This is a genomic window from Bacillus sp. BSL6, assembly GCF_052928345.1.
In genome coordinates this window covers 208,904-227,516 of sequence record NZ_JAVGCW010000005.1, presented here as the reverse complement: position 1 = coordinate 227,516, position 18,613 = coordinate 208,904, and the positions used below count along the sequence as shown (strand labels likewise).

At 36.5% G+C, this 18,613-nt stretch carries 17 protein-coding genes; 10 read left to right on the top strand and 7 right to left on the bottom strand.

From position 1 onward, the window contains the following. Window positions 1-250: 250 nt before the first annotated feature. The 7 genes from zwf to RCJ96_RS17910 all read left to right on the top strand — a co-directional run bounded on the left by zwf (window position 251) and on the right by RCJ96_RS17910 (window position 9,985). Window positions 251-1,735, top strand: coding sequence for a glucose-6-phosphate dehydrogenase (gene zwf, locus RCJ96_RS17940; protein WP_000445344.1), 1,485 nt, complete (start codon window positions 251-253; stop codon window positions 1,733-1,735). A gap of 39 nt (window positions 1,736-1,774) precedes the next feature. Further along, on the top strand, window positions 1,775-3,769 hold the full coding sequence (gene tkt / locus RCJ96_RS17935; RefSeq protein WP_316151742.1) for a transketolase: 1,995 nt from the start codon (window positions 1,775-1,777) through the stop codon (window positions 3,767-3,769). Window positions 3,770-3,873: 104 nt separating this feature from the next. Next, complete coding sequence (gene gnd, locus RCJ96_RS17930) at window positions 3,874-4,767, top strand: phosphogluconate dehydrogenase (NAD(+)-dependent, decarboxylating) (RefSeq protein WP_074606694.1); 894 nt, start codon at window positions 3,874-3,876, stop codon at window positions 4,765-4,767. A gap of 51 nt (window positions 4,768-4,818) precedes the next feature. After that, window positions 4,819-5,487 carry a fructose-6-phosphate aldolase gene (gene fsa, locus RCJ96_RS17925; RefSeq protein WP_000667676.1) on the top strand — a complete coding sequence of 223 codons (669 nt, stop codon included), beginning with the start codon at window positions 4,819-4,821 and terminating at the stop codon, window positions 5,485-5,487. Window positions 5,488-5,876: 389 nt separating this feature from the next. Beyond that, window positions 5,877-7,202, top strand: coding sequence for a gluconate permease GntP (gene gntP / locus RCJ96_RS17920; protein ID WP_074606692.1), 1,326 nt, complete (start codon window positions 5,877-5,879; stop codon window positions 7,200-7,202). Window positions 7,203-7,257: 55 nt separating this feature from the next. Then, window positions 7,258-8,799, top strand: coding sequence for a gluconokinase (gene gntK / locus RCJ96_RS17915; protein WP_316151741.1), 1,542 nt, complete (start codon window positions 7,258-7,260; stop codon window positions 8,797-8,799). 121 nt (window positions 8,800-8,920) lie between these two features. Further along, entirely contained in the window at window positions 8,921-9,985 is a 1,065-nt protein-coding gene (locus RCJ96_RS17910; RefSeq protein ID WP_446699827.1) for a lactonase family protein, read from the top strand. A 143-nt stretch (window positions 9,986-10,128) separates the two neighbouring features. Here the strand turns inward: RCJ96_RS17910 and RCJ96_RS17905 are convergent, their stop codons facing one another. Beyond that, a complete protein-coding gene (locus tag RCJ96_RS17905; RefSeq protein ID WP_001207874.1) occupies window positions 10,129-10,305 on the bottom strand; it encodes a DUF1272 domain-containing protein in 177 nt (58 codons plus the stop codon). A 195-nt stretch (window positions 10,306-10,500) separates the two neighbouring features. Between RCJ96_RS17905 and RCJ96_RS17900 the strand changes: the two genes are divergently transcribed. Further along, window positions 10,501-11,322: a pentapeptide repeat-containing protein gene (locus RCJ96_RS17900; RefSeq protein ID WP_270794313.1), complete on the top strand. Its 822-nt coding sequence runs from the start codon at window positions 10,501-10,503 to the stop codon at window positions 11,320-11,322. Between the two features lie 45 nt (window positions 11,323-11,367). Here the strand turns inward: RCJ96_RS17900 and RCJ96_RS17895 are convergent, their stop codons facing one another. Further along, the gene (locus RCJ96_RS17895; RefSeq protein WP_270794315.1) at window positions 11,368-12,252 is read right to left on the bottom strand and encodes a DMT family transporter; all 885 of its coding nucleotides are present in this window, start codon (window positions 12,250-12,252) and stop codon (window positions 11,368-11,370) included. Between the two features lie 202 nt (window positions 12,253-12,454). Here RCJ96_RS17895 and RCJ96_RS17890 point away from each other — a divergent pair, with 202 nt between their 5' ends. After that, the gene (locus tag RCJ96_RS17890; protein WP_270794317.1) at window positions 12,455-12,805 is read left to right on the top strand and encodes an SH3 domain-containing protein; all 351 of its coding nucleotides are present in this window, start codon (window positions 12,455-12,457) and stop codon (window positions 12,803-12,805) included. 63 nt (window positions 12,806-12,868) lie between these two features. Beyond that, window positions 12,869-13,666 carry a glycosyltransferase family 2 protein gene (locus RCJ96_RS17885; RefSeq protein WP_270794426.1) on the top strand — a complete coding sequence of 266 codons (798 nt, stop codon included), beginning with the start codon at window positions 12,869-12,871 and terminating at the stop codon, window positions 13,664-13,666. On the opposite strand, the gene RCJ96_RS17880 is transcribed toward RCJ96_RS17885, so the two are convergent. From RCJ96_RS17880 to RCJ96_RS17860, 5 genes are all read right to left on the bottom strand, one after another. Then, window positions 13,635-14,558 carry an NAD-dependent epimerase/dehydratase family protein gene (locus tag RCJ96_RS17880; protein ID WP_270794319.1) on the bottom strand — a complete coding sequence of 308 codons (924 nt, stop codon included), beginning with the start codon at window positions 14,556-14,558 and terminating at the stop codon, window positions 13,635-13,637. The two genes, RCJ96_RS17885 and RCJ96_RS17880, sit on opposite strands and share 32 nt — an antisense overlap. Then, entirely contained in the window at window positions 14,555-15,778 is a 1,224-nt protein-coding gene (locus RCJ96_RS17875) for a class I SAM-dependent methyltransferase (RefSeq protein WP_000435754.1), read from the bottom strand. Before RCJ96_RS17875 ends, RCJ96_RS17880 begins: the two co-directional genes overlap by 4 nt. A gap of 12 nt (window positions 15,779-15,790) precedes the next feature. After that, window positions 15,791-16,846, bottom strand: coding sequence for a CDP-glucose 4,6-dehydratase (gene rfbG / locus RCJ96_RS17870; protein ID WP_316150823.1), 1,056 nt, complete (start codon window positions 16,844-16,846; stop codon window positions 15,791-15,793). 1 nt (window position 16,847) lies between these two features. After that, window positions 16,848-17,615 (bottom strand): glucose-1-phosphate cytidylyltransferase, encoded by a 768-nt coding sequence (gene rfbF / locus RCJ96_RS17865; protein WP_242304203.1) that lies wholly within the window; start codon window positions 17,613-17,615, stop codon window positions 16,848-16,850. A gap of 114 nt (window positions 17,616-17,729) precedes the next feature. Further along, window positions 17,730-18,524 carry a glycosyltransferase family 2 protein gene (locus RCJ96_RS17860; protein ID WP_003305232.1) on the bottom strand — a complete coding sequence of 265 codons (795 nt, stop codon included), beginning with the start codon at window positions 18,522-18,524 and terminating at the stop codon, window positions 17,730-17,732. Window positions 18,525-18,613: the final 89 nt, after the last annotated feature.

The window sequence follows — 18,613 nt, the reverse complement described above, 5'->3', positions numbered from 1 at the left end:
ATACTAGACATAAGATTATTTAATTACTAAAAGTAATTAAATATATGTTATTTCGTAAAGTACTATAAATAAGTAAGTCGTGGTAGAAACGCTTTGAATTGCCACTATTAATATTGGGGACAATTAGAAAGCGAAAGGTATAAAAAGAATTGGAATTTGATAACTCTTTGTTTTTTATAAAAACATGAGCTTCTGTACAATTCATTTTTAATATATTGACCAGGATTATACAACAAGAGGGGGACTGAAATTGGAATCAATGACCTTTGTTTTATTTGGAGCGACAGGGGACTTAGCGAAACGCAAAATTTACCCCGCACTATATAACTTATATAGAGATCAAAAGCTTCCAAAGCAAATATCCGTTATCGGGCTTGGGAGACGTGAAGTATCTCATGTAGATTTCCAAAAAAGAATAAAAGAATCAATAGAGACGTTTTCTCGTCATAGAGAAGAAGGTACTCCAGAACTCGAAGGTTTTTTAGATAATTTTCGTTATTGTCCATTAGATGTGAGTAAGCCGGAAGACTATGAGAGATTATTACAAGTCGTTCGTGAAAGGGAAGAAGAGCTACATATAAAAGGGAATAGAATGTTCTATCTTTCCGTTGCTCCTGAATTTTTTGAGACAATCGCTTTAAATATTAAGGAAAGCGGACTTGATAAAACGGATGGATGGAAACGCCTAATGATTGAGAAACCGTTCGGGCACGACCTTACATCTGCTCGTGAGCTGAATGATAAGCTTAGTCGCACGTTTGAAGAAGACGAGATATATCGTATTGATCATTATTTAGGTAAGCCGATGATTCAAAACCTTGAAGCACTAGAGTTTGCAAATCCTGTTTTACAATCGATTTGGAATAAAGAACATATAGCGAATGTACAAATCACAGCGAGTGAAACAGTTGGGGTTGAAGAAAGGGCAGGATATTATGATCAGGCAGGAGCCATTCGAGATATGGTTCAAAATCATATGTTACAAATATTAATGATGACTGCTATGAATTTGCCGGAAAAGGTTAATGCATGTGAAATTCGAGAGGAAAAGCGAAAGGTAATGGAGGCGCTTCGTAAAGTGAAAAAAGAAGACGTTCAAAACCATATCATTCGCGGACAATATGGTGCAGGTGAGATAAATGGCGGGCAAGTTGTAGCATATAAAGAGGAGCCAGGAGTAAATCCTTCTTCTAATATAGACACATTTGTCGCTGCTCGCTTGTGGATCGATAATCCATTTTGGACTGGCGTTCCCTTTTATATACGAACAGGCAAACGAATGAAAGAAAAGTCTACTCGTATTGTAATCGAATTTAAAAATACGTTAAAACAGCAATATCAAGATAGTAATCCAAATGCAGCACCTAACTTGTTAATAATTGAAATTAGCCCAGGTGAGAACGTTTCATTACAGTTAAATAGTAAAAATCCATTGAAAAATGGAGAAATTGAACCGATCCGTATTAACTTTACTTGTGAGCAAGCGGATGTGGGGGTACCTGAAGCGTATGAAAGACTCATTCATGATGCTGTGAGTGGAGACGCTACATTCTTTGCACATTGGAGAGAAGTTGAATTGTCATGGGAATGGGTACAACCAATTCTTGAAGCATTCGAAGAAAACTTATTACCACTTCATGAATATGAGTCTGGTTCATATGGTCCAGAGACATCTAATGAATTATTGCAAGAAAGTGGATTTAAATGGTGGTTAGATCAAGAAACGAAAAAATAAGTACTTTCTTTCATGAAAGCATGTAGGGGGACGATTACTATGACACAAAACATAAATCAATTAGCAGTGAATACAATTCGTACGTTATCAATTGATGCTATTAATGCGGCAAATTCAGGTCATCCAGGTCTTCCGATGGGAGCAGCGCCAATGGCTTATGCATTATGGGCGAATCATTTAAATCATAATCCTAATCATCCAAAATGGTTTAACCGTGATCGCTTCGTTTTATCGGCGGGACATGGATCTAGCTTATTATATAGCCTACTTCATTTAGCTGGATATGACGTTTCAATTGATGACTTGAAAAACTTCAGAAAGTTAAATAGTAAAACACCAGGACATCCTGAGTTTGGTCATACTTCTGGAGTTGAAGCGACGACAGGCCCGTTAGGACAAGGAATTGCCAATGCTGTCGGAATGGCAATGGCAGAAGCGCATTTAGCAGCGAAGTTTAATAAGGATGGTCACTCTATTATTGATCACAATACGTACGCTTTAGTTGGAGACGGTGATTTAATGGAAGGTGTCGCTTATGAAGCGATGTCAATGGCAGGACATATGAAACTTGGCAAGTTAATTGTGCTGTATGATTCAAATGAAATTTCACTTGATGGTGAATTAAACATTGCTTTCTCTGAAGATATGCAGAAAAGGGTAGAATCTGCACATTGGCAATATGTAAGAGTTGAAGATGGAAACGATGTTGATGCGATTACAAAAGCGATTCAATTAGCGAAAGATAATGCGGACCAACCTACTCTTATAGAAATTAGAACCATTATAGGTTACGGAAGTCCAAAAGTTGCTGGAACGAACAAAGCACACGGTAACCCGCTTGGATTAGAAGAAGCGACAGCGACAAAACAAGTGTATGGTTGGCATTATGAAGAAGACTTCTTTGTACCTGAAGAAGTAACAGCTCATTTTAATGAACTGAAACAAAAAGGTATTGAAAAAGAAAATGGCTGGAATGAGCAGTTTAACTTATACAGAGAGTCAAATCCTGCACTAGCAGATGAATTAGAAAAAGCAATTACAGGTGAAGTTTTAATCGAAGCGAAAGACATTTTATCCTTTGATACTGAAAAAACGATTTCAACTCGTGTTGCAAGTGGGGAAGCTATTAACCATTATGTGAAATCGATTCCTTCTATTTTCGGTGGAAGTGCGGATCTTTCTCATTCTACGATGACAGATATAAAAGGTGAAGCAGTGTATGCGGTAGAATCGTATGCTGGCCGAAATATATACTTTGGTGTACGTGAACATGCAATGGGCGCAGCAGCGAATGGACTGGCTCTTCATGGAGGAGTAAAACCGTTCGTGAGTACATTCTTTGTATTTAATGACTATCTTCGTCCATCTATTCGACTGGCTGCATTGCAAAAGTTACCTGTTACGTACGTATTTACACATGATTCAATTGCTGTAGGAGAAGATGGTCCAACGCATGAACCTATTGAACATTTAGCAGCTCTTCGGGCAATCCCTGGTTTAACAGTTATCCGTCCGTCAGATGCAAATGAAACAGCAAGTGCGTGGGCGTATGCTTTACAGCAAACGGATGGTCCAGTCGTTTTAGTACTTAGCCGTCAAAATTTACCGGTGTTTCATGAAACGAAAGCAAACATAGAGAATCTTTCTAAAGGGGCTTACGTATTAACACAAACGAATGAAAATCCGGATGTAATTTTAATTGCGACAGGTTCTGAAGTATCCTTAGCTGCTAGTGCGAAAGCGAAACTAGAAGAAGACAATGTCTCTGTTCGCATCGTTGCAATGCCAAGCTGGGAGTTATTCGATCGCCAATCGAAAGAATATAAAGAATCCGTTCTTCCGTCTTCTGTAACGAAACGAGTATCTCTTGAGATGGGTGTATCTCTCGGCTGGGAGCGTTATGTAGGACAAGAAGGAAACATATTATCGATTGAAACATTTGGAGCTTCAGGAACTGGGGCTGAAGTCATGAATCTATTTGGATTTACGACAGAAAATGTTGTTCAAATTACAAAAAATGTATTAAATTCTTAAGCTATGACTGTGAATACCTTTCCGTACATATCAGTGCTGCAAGGTATTCCAGATTGTAGTGATATGAATTTTTAATAAAAGATGATTTGAGGAGGAATTATATTATGCAAGTAGGATTAATTGGTTTAGGTAAAATGGGATTAAACTTAGGGAAAAATTTAATGGATCATAAACATGAAGTAGCAGCATTTGATTTGAATGCAAGCGCAGTGGAAGAAATGAAAGAGTACGGGGCAACAGGTGTATCTAGTTTAAATGAACTTGTTCAGTCATTACAATCACCAAGAGTTCTTTGGGTTATGGTACCACACGCTGTTGTAGATTCTGTTATTGATGAGGTTACACCACTTTTATCAAAAGGAGATATTTTAATTGAAGCGGGTAATTCACATTATAAAGAGTCAATTCGCCGATATGAGCAACTAAAGAAAGATGGTATTCACTTTATGGATGCAGGAACTTCTGGCGGAATGGAAGGCGCTCGTAATGGTGCTTGTTATATGATCGGAGGAGATCAAGAAGCTTGGGACATCGTTGAACCTATCTTCCGTGATACTGCTGTAGAAAATGGATACTTATATGCTGGAAAAGCTGGTAGTGGTCACTTCTTAAAAATGGTTCACAACGGAATTGAATACGGTATGATGGCTGCTATTGGTGAAGGATTTGAGATTCTAGAGAAAAGTGAATTTGACTACGATTATGAAAAAGTATCAAGAGTATGGAACAACGGTTCAGTAATCCGTTCATGGTTAATGGAATTAACAGAAAATGCATTTTCTAAAGATGCAAAACTAGATGAAATTAAGGGTGTTATGCATTCTTCTGGTGAAGGAAAATGGACAGTAGAAACAGCATTAGACCTTCAAACAGCAACTCCTGTTATCGCAATGTCGTTATTAATGCGCTACCGCTCATTAGACAATGATACATTTACAGGAAAAGTAGTAGCAGCTCTGCGCAATGAATTTGGCGGACATGCAGTAGAAAAGAAATAAACATCTTAAAATTTTAACTCATTGACGTTTAAAAAATGGAGGGAATAGATCATGAAATTTTTTATTGATACTGCAAATCTTGAGGACATCAAAAAAGCATATAAACTTGGAGTTTTAGCTGGTGTTACAACGAATCCTTCTTTAGTAGCAAAAGAGGGCATTAAATTTGAAGACCGTATCGCAGAAATTTGTCAGGCAGTGCCGAAAGTTGAATCTGTTTCGGCAGAAGTAACGCCAGATGCTGTTACAGCTGAAGAGATGATTGCCCAAGCAGAGGAACTGATTAAGATTAACGGCGGCGATGAAAAAGTTACAATTAAACTTCCGATGACGTTAGCAGGATTAGAAGCTTGTCGCTATCTTACTGAAAAAGGTGTGAAAACGAACGTTACACTTATTTTCACGGTGAACCAAGCACTTTTAGCTGCTCGAGCAGGTGCAACGTATGTTTCTCCATTTTTAGGACGTTTAGATGATATTTCTGAAGATGGTGTATTATTAGTTGCTAAAATTGCTGAATTATTCGATGTTCACCAATTAGATACACAAATTATTGCGGCGTCTGTTAGACATCCAGATCATGTAACTCGTGTAGCGATGGCAGGGGCTCACATCGCAACAATTCCTTATAAAGTAATTGAACAACTTGCTATGCATCCATTAACAGATCAAGGTATTGAAAAGTTTGCTGCGGATTGGGCGAAAGCACCTAAATTATAATGTATAAAAGTAAGAGGCTTTCCGAAAATTGCTTTTCATGAGAGGAAAGATTCCTAGGTAACTTCATCGTTTAACTTGGATCCCGAGTTTGGAGTCTTACTATGTGAAAATAGCAAGAGAAGAAAGTGTCATTCACTTTTGAAGAAGGAAAATATGCTTACGCGAAGCGTTTATCACAATAACATTACAATTATGAAAGAGAAGTCCCCTTATCAGAGAGAGTAGGTAACATGTATCTCTGGTAAGGGAGATTCTTTTTATATAAATTATTATGTTGTGAAGATGAGTTGTATATCGATATATAAATTTTTACTCAAGAAAGAACTATATAGGTTCTTTTCATTGTATATCATTTTTGAAAGGGTTTACATAAAGGGGTGGAATTGCGTATGAATATGTACCTTTTAATGATTACATTATTATCAATTGTAATTGTTATTTTAGGGGTATCGTGGTGGAGATGGCATGCGTTTATTAGTTTAACGGTTGCAAGTTTGTTTTTAGCAATTATGTCTGGAATGCCAATGGATAAAATAGTGAGTGCTTATGAAACGGGAGTCGGAAGTGTTCTTGGGCATTTAGTAGGTATTTTAGTATTAGGTACAATTTTAGGGAAAATGATGGCAGAGTCAGGTGCTGGAATGCAAGTGGCAGAGTTCTTTATTAAATCCTTTGGGATAAAAAACTTACCATGGGCGATGTTAATTGCAGGTTTTATTATTGGAATTCCAGTGTTTTTCGAAGTAGGTATTTTAATATTGTTGCCGTTAGTAATTTCCATTCATAAAACTACGAAACAAAATATTTTATTGATAGCGTTACCAGCAATTGCTGGGTTATCTGTCGTACACGGTCTTGTTCCTCCGCATCCAGGGGCAATCGTTGCAATTGGCATTTATAAAGCGAACCTTGGGAAGGTATTATTGTATTCACTCATTATTACATTTTTTGCAGCGATTATTGCAGGTCCTATATTCGCTAAATGGATTCACAAACGTGTAATTCCTGAAAATGAGCCAGAATTGATACGTGTAAATACAAAATCAACGAAATTACCAGGAATAGGAGTTTCTTTTTTAGTTATATTGTTACCAGTTATGTTAATGGTTTTAGCTGCAGCAGCTCCTTATGTTCCACTTTCTACTACTTTGATGAAGATTGTGACATTAATCGGTAGTCCTATCATTGCTTTATTGATTGCATGTTTTGCAGCGTTTTATTTTCTTGGATTTCGTCAAGGTATCGATAAAAAGGCTATTAAGAAGGTAACAGAAGATAGCTTATTACCAATCGGTTCAATTGTTGCGATTATTGGTGCTGGTGGCGGATTTAAGCAAATTCTTATCGATAGTGGTGTAGGGAATGCTATTGCTCAAATGTCTGAGCATTTAGCCTTATCTCCAATTGTATTAGCATTTATGGTAGCTGGATTAATTCGAATTGCGACAGGGTCAGCGACAGTTGCCTTAACAACAGCAGCGGGTATCGTTTCGCCAATCGTTGAAAATACGACAGGTGTGAATTTAGAGTTGCTAGTCATTGCAACAGGTGCAGGAGCATTAATGTTTTCACACGTAAACGATGCTGGGTTCTGGATGGTAAAAGAATACCTAGGTTTAACAGTGAAAGAAACATTTAAAACATGGACGGTATTAGAAACATTACTTTCATTTATCGCTTTTGGAGGAGTTTTACTACTTGATATGTTTGTTTAAAATAAGGATGTTTTTATAGTGGGATACTGTAGTAATTTTTTGTTAGGAGGAAGAAATGGTGAGTTCAAAATATATGATTGGTGTAGACATTGGGACAACTAGTACAAAATCAGTTCTATTTTCTACTGATGGATCTGTTATTGCAAGTCATGGAATTGAATATCCTTTATATTCTCCTACGCCGGAAACAGCAGAACAAGACCCAGAAGAAATTTTTCGTGCAGTAATACATACGATTAAAGAAACTGTACAGACAAGTAGTGTACAGCCGAATGATATTGTTTGCGTCTCTTTTAGTTCGGCAATGCATAGTATCATTGCTGTAGATGAGAAGGGAAAGCCGTTAACGAGATGTATTACTTGGGCAGATAATAGAAGTGCAAGCTGGGCAGAGAAAATAAAGAATGATATGAATGGTCATGAAATTTATTTGCGGACTGGGACACCAATTCATCCGATGTCACCACTTTCGAAAGTAGTTTGGCTACAAAATGAGCAGGCAGAATTGTTCGCAAAAACTTATAAATTTATTTCTATTAAAGAGTATGTTTTTTATAAGTTATATAAGGAGTATGTAATTGATTATTCTATAGCATCAGCAACAGGGATGTTTAATTTGAAATCTTTAAAATGGGATGAAGAGGCTTTACATGTTGCGGGAATTACAGATGACAAACTTTCTAAACTCGTTCCAACAACGCACAGTTTAACAGGATTAGATGAAGAGCTTGCCAATGAGATGAATGTACTTGTTTCTACTCCATTTGTAGTAGGAGCGAGTGATGGTGTACTATCGAATTTAGGTGTAAATGCAATTGATCCTGGTGTTGTGGCTGTTACAATTGGTACAAGCGGAGCGATACGTGCTGTAACAACTCGTCCTGTAACAGATCCGAAAGGTCGAATTTTTTGTTACGCTTTAACTGAAGACCATTGGGTAATTGGTGGACCAGTTAATAACGGTGGTATGATTTTCAGGTGGGCCCGTGATCAATTAGGCACTTCAGAGATTGAGCTTGCGAAGCGTTTAGGAAAAGATCCATATGAAGTGCTTACTGAAATAGCAGCAAAAGTGAATCCGGGATCCGACGGTTTATTATTTCACCCGTATTTAGCAGGGGAAAGAGCTCCTTTATGGAATGCAAATGCGAGAGGATCTTTCTTTGGACTTGGATTGCATCATAAGAAAGAACATCTTATCCGTGCTGTTTTAGAAGGGGTAATTTATAATTTATATACAGTTCTCCTTGCTTTAAAAGAACTCATTGGCGAACCGAAAAAAATTCAAGCGACAGGTGGTTTTGCAAGATCAGAACTTTGGAGACAGATGATGGCAGATATCTTCCATCAAGACGTATATGTTCCCGAAAGTTTCGAAAGCTCTTGCTTAGGAGCTGCCATCCTTGGTTTATATAGTTTAGGTGAAGTAGATACGTTACATGTAGTTTCTGAAATGGTAGGTGCGAATTTCCACCATGAACCAAACATGGAAAGTGTGGAAAAATATAAAGATTTAACACCAATCTATATTCGTCTGTCCCGTCAATTGGAAGAAGAATATGAAAGTATAGCAGCGTATCAAAAAAAGTGGGTTTAAAGGCCATTTTGCAAGAAAATATGGTAACGTATAAAGAGGTACTCCAATTCTTTTAGGATACTCTTTCAACATAAAATATGTTAAGAAGTATGATGAACGAAAAATATAGGGAGAGAGGGTTATGAAAATGAAGGATAACAAAGAGTTTATTGGATATGTTGGAACATACACGAAAGAAAATAGTGAAGGAATATATAAGTTTACGTTAGACACGGAAGCAAAGAAAATTAGTAATGTAACACTTGCAGCTAAGCTGGATAACCCTACATATGTAACGATTAATCGAAATAATGAATATCTCTACTCTGTTGTTAAGGAAGGCGAATCTGGTGGTGTAGCTGCTTATTCGATTAATAGTAAAACTGGAGAGCTAATAGAAGAAAACAGACAAGTAGTAGAAGGGGCTTCTCCTTGTCATGTGAGTGTCGATAGTGGAAATCATACGGTAGTTACAGCAAATTACCATAAAGGAACGATTGAATCTTTTGAAGTAAATGAAGATGGAACTATAAATCCTGCTACATCGATTATGGCACATGAAGGTTCAGGTCCGAATAAAGAAAGACAAGAAAAACCACATGCACATTATGCGGGATATACTCCTGATGAAAAATATGTAGTGGGTGTTGATTTAGGGATAGATAAAATAATTACGTTTGAAATAAAAGATAGTACATTAACAGAAGTGAATCGTTTATCTGTAAATCCAGGGAGTGGTCCAAGACATATTACTTTTCATCCAAATGGAAAGTATACGTATGTGATGACGGAGCTTAGTTCAGAAGTTATTGTGTTAACATATAATCCGGCAGAAGGATCATTTACAGAATTACAGTATATTTCTACCATTCCTAAAGCATTTGATGAAAATAATCAAGGAAGTGCGATTCATATTTCTTCTGATGGTCGCTTTGTATATGCAGGTAATCGTGGTCATAATAGTATTGCTGTTTTCAGTGTTGATCAAAACACAGGCAAGCTTACATTTGTTGCACATACATCTACAGAAGGAAATTGGCCAAGAGACTTTGTATTAGATCCTACTGAAAAGTTTCTTGTTGCTACAAATGAAAAATCACATAATCTTGTGCTATTTTCAAGAAGTGAATCTACAGGTGAGCTAACTCTTTTACAATCTGATGTTGCTGTGCCAGAGCCTGTTTGTGTTAAGTTTTTAAATGTTTAAGTTGTGTTGAAGTTGAATGCATGCAGAGATGTCGTTATTTGTCGGTAAGTCGATATCCTTTGTCGAAACGTCGATATATTGAAAAAATCGTTGATATAATTTCATATGCCTAAAAAAAAAGCAAAGCGATATCGCTTTGCTTTTTATTGTTTCTTTTTCGGTCTACGTACTAACTCGCCGCCGCAGTTTGGGCAAACGTTGTGTCTTTCTTCTGTACATGGTGCACAAAATGTACATTCATATACGCAAATGTATGCTTCAGAATCTTGCTCGAGTGATTGATCGCAAATTTGACAGTTTGTTTTCATTTGTAGTGCCATAGTAATTCTCCTTTTTGTTTGAATTTTTATAATTTAATTATAATTCATTGGGTAGAGTTAGTCCTTTTCAATTGAAAGGAAATCGAATGATAAAGTTGTGATTTGAAATGAAAGATGCTTGTTTATTTTTAAATTGATTATTTTGTGCAGTTAGAATATTATGAAATAGTCAAAAGACAACAGGGGGTATACATTTTGACTAATCATAGCGAATATTTAAAAGCAAACTGCGAAAAATGCTTCGGTCTATGTTGCGTTGCATTACCGTTCGCAGCATCGGTAGATTTTGCAGTGAATAAAGATGGTGGTAAACCATGTTCCAATTTACAATCAGATTTTAAATGCAGTATACATAAAAATCTTAGAGGAAAAGGTTATAAAGGTTGTACAGTATTTGAATGTTTTGGCGCTGGACAGAAAATTTCTCAAGTTACATTTAACGGGGTAGATTGGCGGAAAGATGCTAAGCATGCGAGAAAAATGTATGATGCTTTTCCAGTTATGCATCAGCTCCATGAAATGCTTTGGTATTTGAATGAGGCTATTTTATTAAAGGCGACACAATCGATCCATAAAGAATTAAGTAAAGCAATTGAAGAGACGGAGCGACTTTCGAATTTAAATGCGGACGAGTTAATGAAAGTAAATATCCCATTACATCGTGCAGAAGTGAATATTTTACTTTTAGAAACGAGCGAACTAGTATGGAAAGAAATGAATACTGCGCGTAAGAAACGAATCATTCACCGCGGCGCAGATCTTATGGGAGCAAATTTGAAAAAGAAAAATTTACAAGGGGCGAATTTAAGAGGAGCATATTTAATTGCGGCAAACTTAAATGGTGCAGACTTACGAGGGGCGGATCTCATTGGAGCAGATTTACGAGATGCAGATATTCGTGGGGCGGATTTTACAAATAGTATTTTTCTGACGCAAGTTCAAGTTAATGCGGCAAGAGGGGACAAACATACGAAATTACCGAAATTATTGTCCCGTCCATCGCATTGGAGTGCGTAAAGAGTGTAAAAAGACAGGCAGAGATATTTAATCTCTGCCTGTTTTTCATTTCTTTTCAAAAGTAGTAATAAAAACGCTACATATAATGAGAATACCACCAATAAAAAAATTACTATTTAATGTCTCATTTAATAGTAACCAACCAAGCAATGACCCAACGATAGGTTGGAAGAAGAAAAATAATGAGCCGATGCTTGCATCCATTAATTCTAGCCCTTTATTCCAAAGGAAAAAGGCACCTGCTGTTGAGACGATTCCTAAATAAAGTACGCCTAATAGTACGTACATATTCATATGTTCAATTGGGTTTGATTGAAATTCCCATACCATAAAAGGTGTAATAAAAAAGAGTGAAAAGAATATAGCATACGTTGTAATCACTAAAGATGAAAATTTGGCTGAAGCAATTTTTACATAAATAGATAGTAAAGCCCACGTAATAGCGGCACCAACTAATATGATTGTACCGATAAAATAGGAGCCAATTTCAATATCCCATCCGATTACGATAATGACACCGATTGTCGCTATGATGGTAGATAGTAATCTACGAGCGGTTAGTTTTTCTTTTAAAATGATTGCTGCAAATATAACCATAAATGCAGGTGTAGCTGATGTTACTAAAGATCCTGTATGAGCGTCGGATAATTTTGTTCCGATAAATTGACAAGTGATCGAAATGAAATATCCGATAAATCCAATCCAAGCGAATAATAGCCAATCTTTTTTACGGATGGTTACTGTTTTCTTTTGCTTTTTCTCAGTAATTTTTAAAATCATATACAAAACAACAAAAGCAATGATAAAGCGTAGCCAAACGAGTGTTAGTGGTGGGATAAAGTCGAGTACATATTTGCTAACAACATACATACCGCCCCATATACTAGCTGCTAGTGATAAACATATAGCTCCTAAAATGGTTTGTTTCATGTAAAGTACCTCCGTCTATTTTTAGGGTATGATGAGTTCCCTAAGACGAGGCATAGTGCACTTGTTATATGATTGCCCGTCTTAGTTTATAGACGGCCTACAGGTTGATCGTTTTCGAATGAAGTGTTGTAGTACATGTGTATTCCTCCTTCTTAAGTTATAATGATATTATAACTTAATTTTCTGATTATTGGAGGTTGTTATGAAATATATCGTTATAAAATTACATGTTAGCAATTATCATAATCCAATTCGTTTAGAAGAGGGGGATGTAGTGAAAATGATAGAGAGTTACGCTGGTCCTGAAAATTGGGAAAACTGGATGTTTTGTCACGAAGAGAAATATGACCGGAAAGGATGGGTTCCGGAGCAAATTATAAGAAAAGATATGAATGGAACAGGAATTATTATAAAACAATATACTGCGAAAGAATTAAATGTGAGTATTGGAGAAAGAGTGATTGGATTAGAAGAATTAAATGGATGGATTTGGTGTGAAAAAACAGGTGGTGAGGATGGCTGGGTACCAAAGGGGAATTTACAAAAATATTAGTAATACGATTTGGTTATTAATATAGGAAACATATTTTTGATTTATGAGTATATTGGTTGTAGGGTGAAAAATAGATTAATAGAGAAAGAGGAGATTATTATAACTACAACCGTTATTTCTCATTTTTATAATGAAGAGTATTTATTACCGTGGTGGCTCGCTCATCATACGAAACTGTTTGATCATGGCATTTTAATTAATAAAGGCTCAACAGATCGTTCGGTTGAGATTTGTAAAAAATTCGCACCACACTGGGAGGTACGAGATTCTGTAAATCCAGAGTTTGATGCATATGCGACGGATCATGAAGTGATGAGGGTAGAACAAGAAATACAAGGATGGAAAATGATTTTAAATACGACCGAGTTTCTTTGTGTGCAAGATAAAAATCAGTTTTGGAAATCACTAAATGAATTGGGAGGAAGAATGTATTGGCTAGAAGGGCTTATTATGGTAGATGATCCTAACTACAATTATCCGGACCTTAACTTTGGACTACCTTTAATGAAACAGCGATTTCACGGTTATTTACCAGAAGACTGGCCGTTGTGGAGAAGAGGTAGATTTATTCATAATCATGAACATGGAAGTTATACGGTTGGAAGACATTTATCCGCGCATGAATCTATGATTTATCCCCCTCTTGCTTGTATATTATGGTTTGGATTTAGTCCGTGGAACGATGCGATGAGAAAGAGAAAGTTACAAATTGGTCCGACTCTTTCTGAAGCTAGTAAGCATGGGGGGATGGGTACACACCATATTATTACGCCGGAAAGATTAGAAGAATGGTATAAGGAATTAGCAAGAGGGACGAAGGATTTACGTTTTAGTGATGCGTACCGTTATGCTTTTGTATAAATGATTCCCACCATAAAATTGTTTCTTCGATTCCTGTATTTAGATCGTATGTCGGTTTCCAGTTTACTTCAGTTTTTAAACGTTCTACATGAACCCCGACAAATAAAGGTTCATCTTTAGAGAAAGGGATTGCACCCAGTTTAATTAAGTGCTCTTTTCCTATCTTTTTCGCAATGATAGATGCTAATTCTTTAATTTGTACAGATTGACCAGAAGCGATATTGATTGTGCCTGTAACGTCGTGTTCTAATATCGTTACGAGAGCATGAGCGACGTCGCTCACATGGAGGAAATCTCTTGATTGTTTTCCATGTGTACATAGTGCCTCCTCATTTTTTAATAAAGAAGTGATAATGTTAGAAACGAGCCGGTTCCCTTGTTCATGAGGGCCATACATATGAAAAATGCGGCCCCAACACATGCTGAGACCGGTTTGCTTGGCGTACGTTTGGAGCCAGGAGTGTAGTGCATTTTTACATAATGAATACGGGGTTTTATAAGAAAGAAGCGGTGAATCTTCAAACAATACACCGTTAAACCATTCATACTCTGCGCCAGTACCGGCAACGACGACTCGCTTTCCGCCGCATGTTGTGAAGTGTTGAATCAATGAGATACTGGATGTAAGCCAATAGTAATTATTAATGGATACGTAGCATGCTGGAGGCACTGCTTCCCAAGCTAAATGAATGAGATGACTAGGTTTTATGTCGTAAATGAGTTTTTTTATTTCTTCATCGCAAAGTAAGTTAACTTTATGCCAATGGCAAGAAAGATGGGAAGGCTTATTTGTATTGTAAGTGGCGTGCACTTCATAGCCCTTTTGAATAAGAGAATGTACAACATATTTACCAACCCATCCGCTACCGCCTGTTACAAGGATTTTTTTCATGGCTCAATTACCTCAACTTCTGGTATTGTTACTAAAAATTTGCCGCCCCACTCACGAATGAAAGAGCATTCTTTCATAATCTCGTCTTTTAAATTCCAAGGAAGTATAAGAATGTAATCAGGTTTTGTACGTTTTATTTCTTCTGGAGATTTTATTGGAATGCGGGTTCCTGGTAGAAGGAGATTTTGTTTATGAGGGTTTTTATCTACTGTATAAGCTAGAAATTCTTTTCCTATCCCGCAATAATTTAAAAGGGTGTTTCCTTTAGCTGGCGCACCGTAACCGATAATTTGTTTGTTTAAAGCTTTCGCTTCGATAAAAAACTGTAAAATATTTATTTTCAATTGTTCGATGCGTTTAGAAAAAAGGAGATAACAATCTAATGTATTTAGCCCGTGATCCACTTCTTTTTGGATTAATTTTGTAACACTAGAATGGGTAGTTGATTCGTCACTATGATGTTTTACAAAAATACGTAAGGAACCACCGTGCGTAGCAAGTTCTTCTACATCGATAATTTGTAAATGATGGTGAGATAAAACTTTTTGCAGGCTTATAAGTGAGAAATAGGAGAAGTGCTCATGGTATATCGTATCAAACTGTTTAAAGGATATGAGATTTAATAAGTGCGGGAATTCAATTGTTATTGTTCCGTCTTGTTTTAATAACGTTTTTAAACCTGCCACAAAATCATGTAAGTTCGGAACGTGTGCTAATACGTTATTAGCAATGATTAAATCTGCTTGCGGTAATTTTTTTGCTAAGTCGTTGCTGAAAAAATTCACTTCCGTAGGAATTCCTTTTTGGATAGCGATTTCTGCTACATTTTTTGCAGGTTCAATTCCCAATGTTTCGATATTTTCTTTTTGAAAGTATTGTAATAAGTACCCGTCGTTACTCGCGATTTCAACCACCTTGGAGTCTTTCTTTAAATAGAAACGCTTAATCGCCATTTCTACATATTGTTTAGCATGCAGTAGCCAGCTTGATGAGTAAGAGCTAAAGTATAAATAGTCATGAAAAATATTGTGCGGAGATTCAAATTCATCTAATTGTACGAGTAAACAAGAGTGACAAACAAATGTGTGCAATGGATAAAATGGTTCCATTTTATATGAGTTTTCTGGAGAAACAAATGAGTTAGCGAGAGGAGAAACACCCAAATCTAAAAAAGTGTTGCTGAGTAATGAGTGGCAAAAACGGCATTTTTTCTGTTCCATTTTATAGCCCCCTTATAAATTTTTGAATGCATCGATTTGTTGTCGCGTGAAAGATTCGATATTTTCACCAGATGCATATTTTTTGTACCAATCAACAGTCCAAGTGATAGCCTTATCTGTTGATAACTTAGGAGTCCAGCCGAGTTTAGTTACTGCTTTTGTACTATCGAGTGTTAAAACAGGCGATTCATAAGGAGTGTTTGTAGAGGGGGAAGTGATTGTTAGTTGTTTATTCCATAATTTTATTACAGATTGAATGACATCATGAACGGTTTTGTTAGGTTCGTTCAACGGGCCGAAATTCCATGCTTCTGCATATGCAGCGTCTGTCCAAAGTTTTTCAGCTAAAAGGATATAGCCGTGTAAAGGATCTAATACGTGTTGCCACGGGCGAATAGCCTTTTTGTTTCTAATCGTTAACGTACCATCTTGTAAATATGCACGAATGACATCTGGGAATAATCGGTCTTCGGCCCAATCCCCACCACCGATGACGTTACCTGCTCTTACTGAGGCGAGTTTCTGAGTATTAGTGTGGAAGAATGATTTTTGATAGGATGTTGCCACTATTTCAGCGCAAGCTTTACTAGCACTATAAGGGTCGAAACCTCCTAGCCGGTCAATTTCCACGAATGCCCGGTTACCGCTCCCGTCATTTTCATAACATTTATCACTTGTAACATTAATGATGCCACGTATACTTTCTATATGTTTTGCAGCTTCCAATACGTGAACAGTGCCTAAAACATTCGTTTTAAATGTTTCGATAGGATCTTTGTATGAAGTGGTGACGATTGGCTGGGCAGCTAAATGAAATAGTATGTCAGGGTTATGATGTTTTAGGGCGTGTAATAAAGAATCGTAATCTGTAATGTCGCCTTTAATTGTTATGCACTCTTTTGCTACGTTACATTGTTCAAAAAGATTAGGAATCGATGGGGGATGAGAAGAAAAGCCAACTACTTCTGCACCTAAAGAAGTTAAGAAAAGGGTGAGCCAAGAGCCTTTAAATCCAGTATGTCCCGTAATAAATACTTTTTTCTTATTCCAAAAAGATGAAGAAGCCATATTACCAAACCTTCCACGGAGCGTTATTACTTTCCCATAGCTCGACTAATTTATTTTTATCGCGCAATGTATCCATCGGATGCCAAAAACCAGTATGTTGATATGCTGATAGTTCGTTTTTGTTTACTAACTGAACTAAAGTGTCTGTTTCAAAAACAGACTTATCTCCACTAATGTAATTGAAAACTTCAGGGTTTAAAACGAAAAATCCACCGTTAACCCATCCGCCATCCCCGAGTGGCTTCTCTTGAAAAGATGTTACAGACTGTTTATTTAATATGAGAGAACCGAATCTACCAGGAGGTTGTACGGCGGTAACAGTTGCTGTTTTTCCATGTTTTTTATGAAATGCAATAAGTTCTTTTATATTTACGTTACTTAATCCATCGCCATAAGTGAGGCAGAAAGGTTCGTCGCCAACAAAATTTTGAATCTTTTTCACTCGTCCTCCCGTTTCGGTATTTACACCAGTATCGATTAGTGTAACTTTCCACGGTTCTACACGTTGAGAATGGCTAGTAATTGTATTATCGCTTAAATGTATCGTGAAATCTGACATGTGTAAGTTGTAATTTAGAAAGAACTCTTTAATTGCATATCCTTTATACCCTAAGCAAATAATAAACTCTGTAATGCCGTAATGGCTATACAAACTCATAATGTGCCATAGAATAGGTTTTGTTCCAATTTCAATCATAGGTTTCGGTTTTAAATGTGTTTCTTCCCCAATCCTTGTCCCGTATCCACCAGCAAGAATAACAGCTTTCATTTTTTCCTCCTAAAATAAAAATTTATAATATATACAGTATTCATATTGTATGCAAATGGTTTTGTTTTTGACTAAGTGCGTAAAAATGTGTGGAAAATGATGGTGTGAGAAATATTAAGGTTTAAATTTAGGGAATAATTGTTGATATTCAGGGTGGTTACGTAAGTCTTGTGTTATGCTACTAAGCTCTAAAAATCGAGTTTCAAGTTGATCAGAGGACTGACCATAATGTGTTTGAAGCCCCATTCGAATGCCTTTTTTTGAAAGGGTAGGTGTTATTTGTAACTTTCTTGCCTTTGTATGTTCGTTCCAAGGACTAAAGTAAAATTTAACAATGAATGAAGGGGAGTTATAAACGACATGTTGATGCCGCGTAAAATGTCTGCCTGGTAAATATGCACCATCAAGATGGTTGTGTATAAATCTCCAGGCACAGCCGATTTCTGGGTTATAAGGAAAAAGTCCGTGATATCGTTGTTCTACTAAAGGAGTGGAATATCTTAGTTTTGAATAATTGTAATCATGCTTATCAATCATGACAATCATTCGAATCGCATACATATTTTGACCTAACGTATGAAGTGATGAGAAAAATTCTTCTACATTGTTACAACAAAGAAATTCTGTAGTATTTAATACCATCTTCCAACCTGAAACTTCTCTTTCAATTTCCATTACCTCAATATCAGTATTAGTCGGATCGAATTCAAGGAATCTTGAATCTCGTACTTCCCAGTGGGGAGCAAATAATTTACAAATTTCAACGGAACGATCTGTAGAACCTCTATTAATTAAAATACCGTGATCAAATATTTTTGTATGATGCATAAGCCACCATGGTAATAAATACTCCTCGTTATAAAAGTGAGAGATAATAGTTTTAGTAATTTCAATCTCCTCCAATAGCATGAATAATAATTTTAATTAAATATTATTATCATATGTTTTGTATTAAAAAAGGTTGAAAGGAATATGCGATTCTATGATGATATTTTCAT

Bases quoted from the DNA above. Each gene is read 5' to 3' on its own strand.
- RCJ96_RS17880 (WP_270794319.1), bottom strand. From the start codon at position 14,558: ATGAAAAAAATCCTTGTAACAGGCGGTAGCGGATGGGTTGGTAAATAT.
- gntP (WP_074606692.1), top strand. From the start codon at position 5,877: ATGAATATGTACCTTTTAATGATTACATTATTATCAATTGTAATTGTT.
- RCJ96_RS17895 (WP_270794315.1), bottom strand. From the start codon at position 12,252: ATGAAACAAACCATTTTAGGAGCTATATGTTTATCACTAGCAGCTAGT.
- RCJ96_RS17875 (WP_000435754.1), bottom strand. From the start codon at position 15,778: ATGGAACAGAAAAAATGCCGTTTTTGCCACTCATTACTCAGCAACACT.
- rfbG (WP_316150823.1), bottom strand. From the start codon at position 16,846: ATGGCTTCTTCATCTTTTTGGAATAAGAAAAAAGTATTTATTACGGGA.
- RCJ96_RS17910 (WP_446699827.1), top strand. From the start codon at position 8,921: ATGAAAATGAAGGATAACAAAGAGTTTATTGGATATGTTGGAACATAC.
- gntK (WP_316151741.1), top strand. From the start codon at position 7,258: ATGGTGAGTTCAAAATATATGATTGGTGTAGACATTGGGACAACTAGT.
- RCJ96_RS17905 (WP_001207874.1), bottom strand. From the start codon at position 10,305: ATGGCACTACAAATGAAAACAAACTGTCAAATTTGCGATCAATCACTC.
- tkt (WP_316151742.1), top strand. From the start codon at position 1,775: ATGACACAAAACATAAATCAATTAGCAGTGAATACAATTCGTACGTTA.
- RCJ96_RS17860 (WP_003305232.1), bottom strand. From the start codon at position 18,524: ATGCTATTGGAGGAGATTGAAATTACTAAAACTATTATCTCTCACTTT.
- fsa (WP_000667676.1), top strand. From the start codon at position 4,819: ATGAAATTTTTTATTGATACTGCAAATCTTGAGGACATCAAAAAAGCA.
- rfbF (WP_242304203.1), bottom strand. From the start codon at position 17,615: ATGAAAGCTGTTATTCTTGCTGGTGGATACGGGACAAGGATTGGGGAA.
- gnd (WP_074606694.1), top strand. From the start codon at position 3,874: ATGCAAGTAGGATTAATTGGTTTAGGTAAAATGGGATTAAACTTAGGG.
- RCJ96_RS17890 (WP_270794317.1), top strand. From the start codon at position 12,455: ATGAAATATATCGTTATAAAATTACATGTTAGCAATTATCATAATCCA.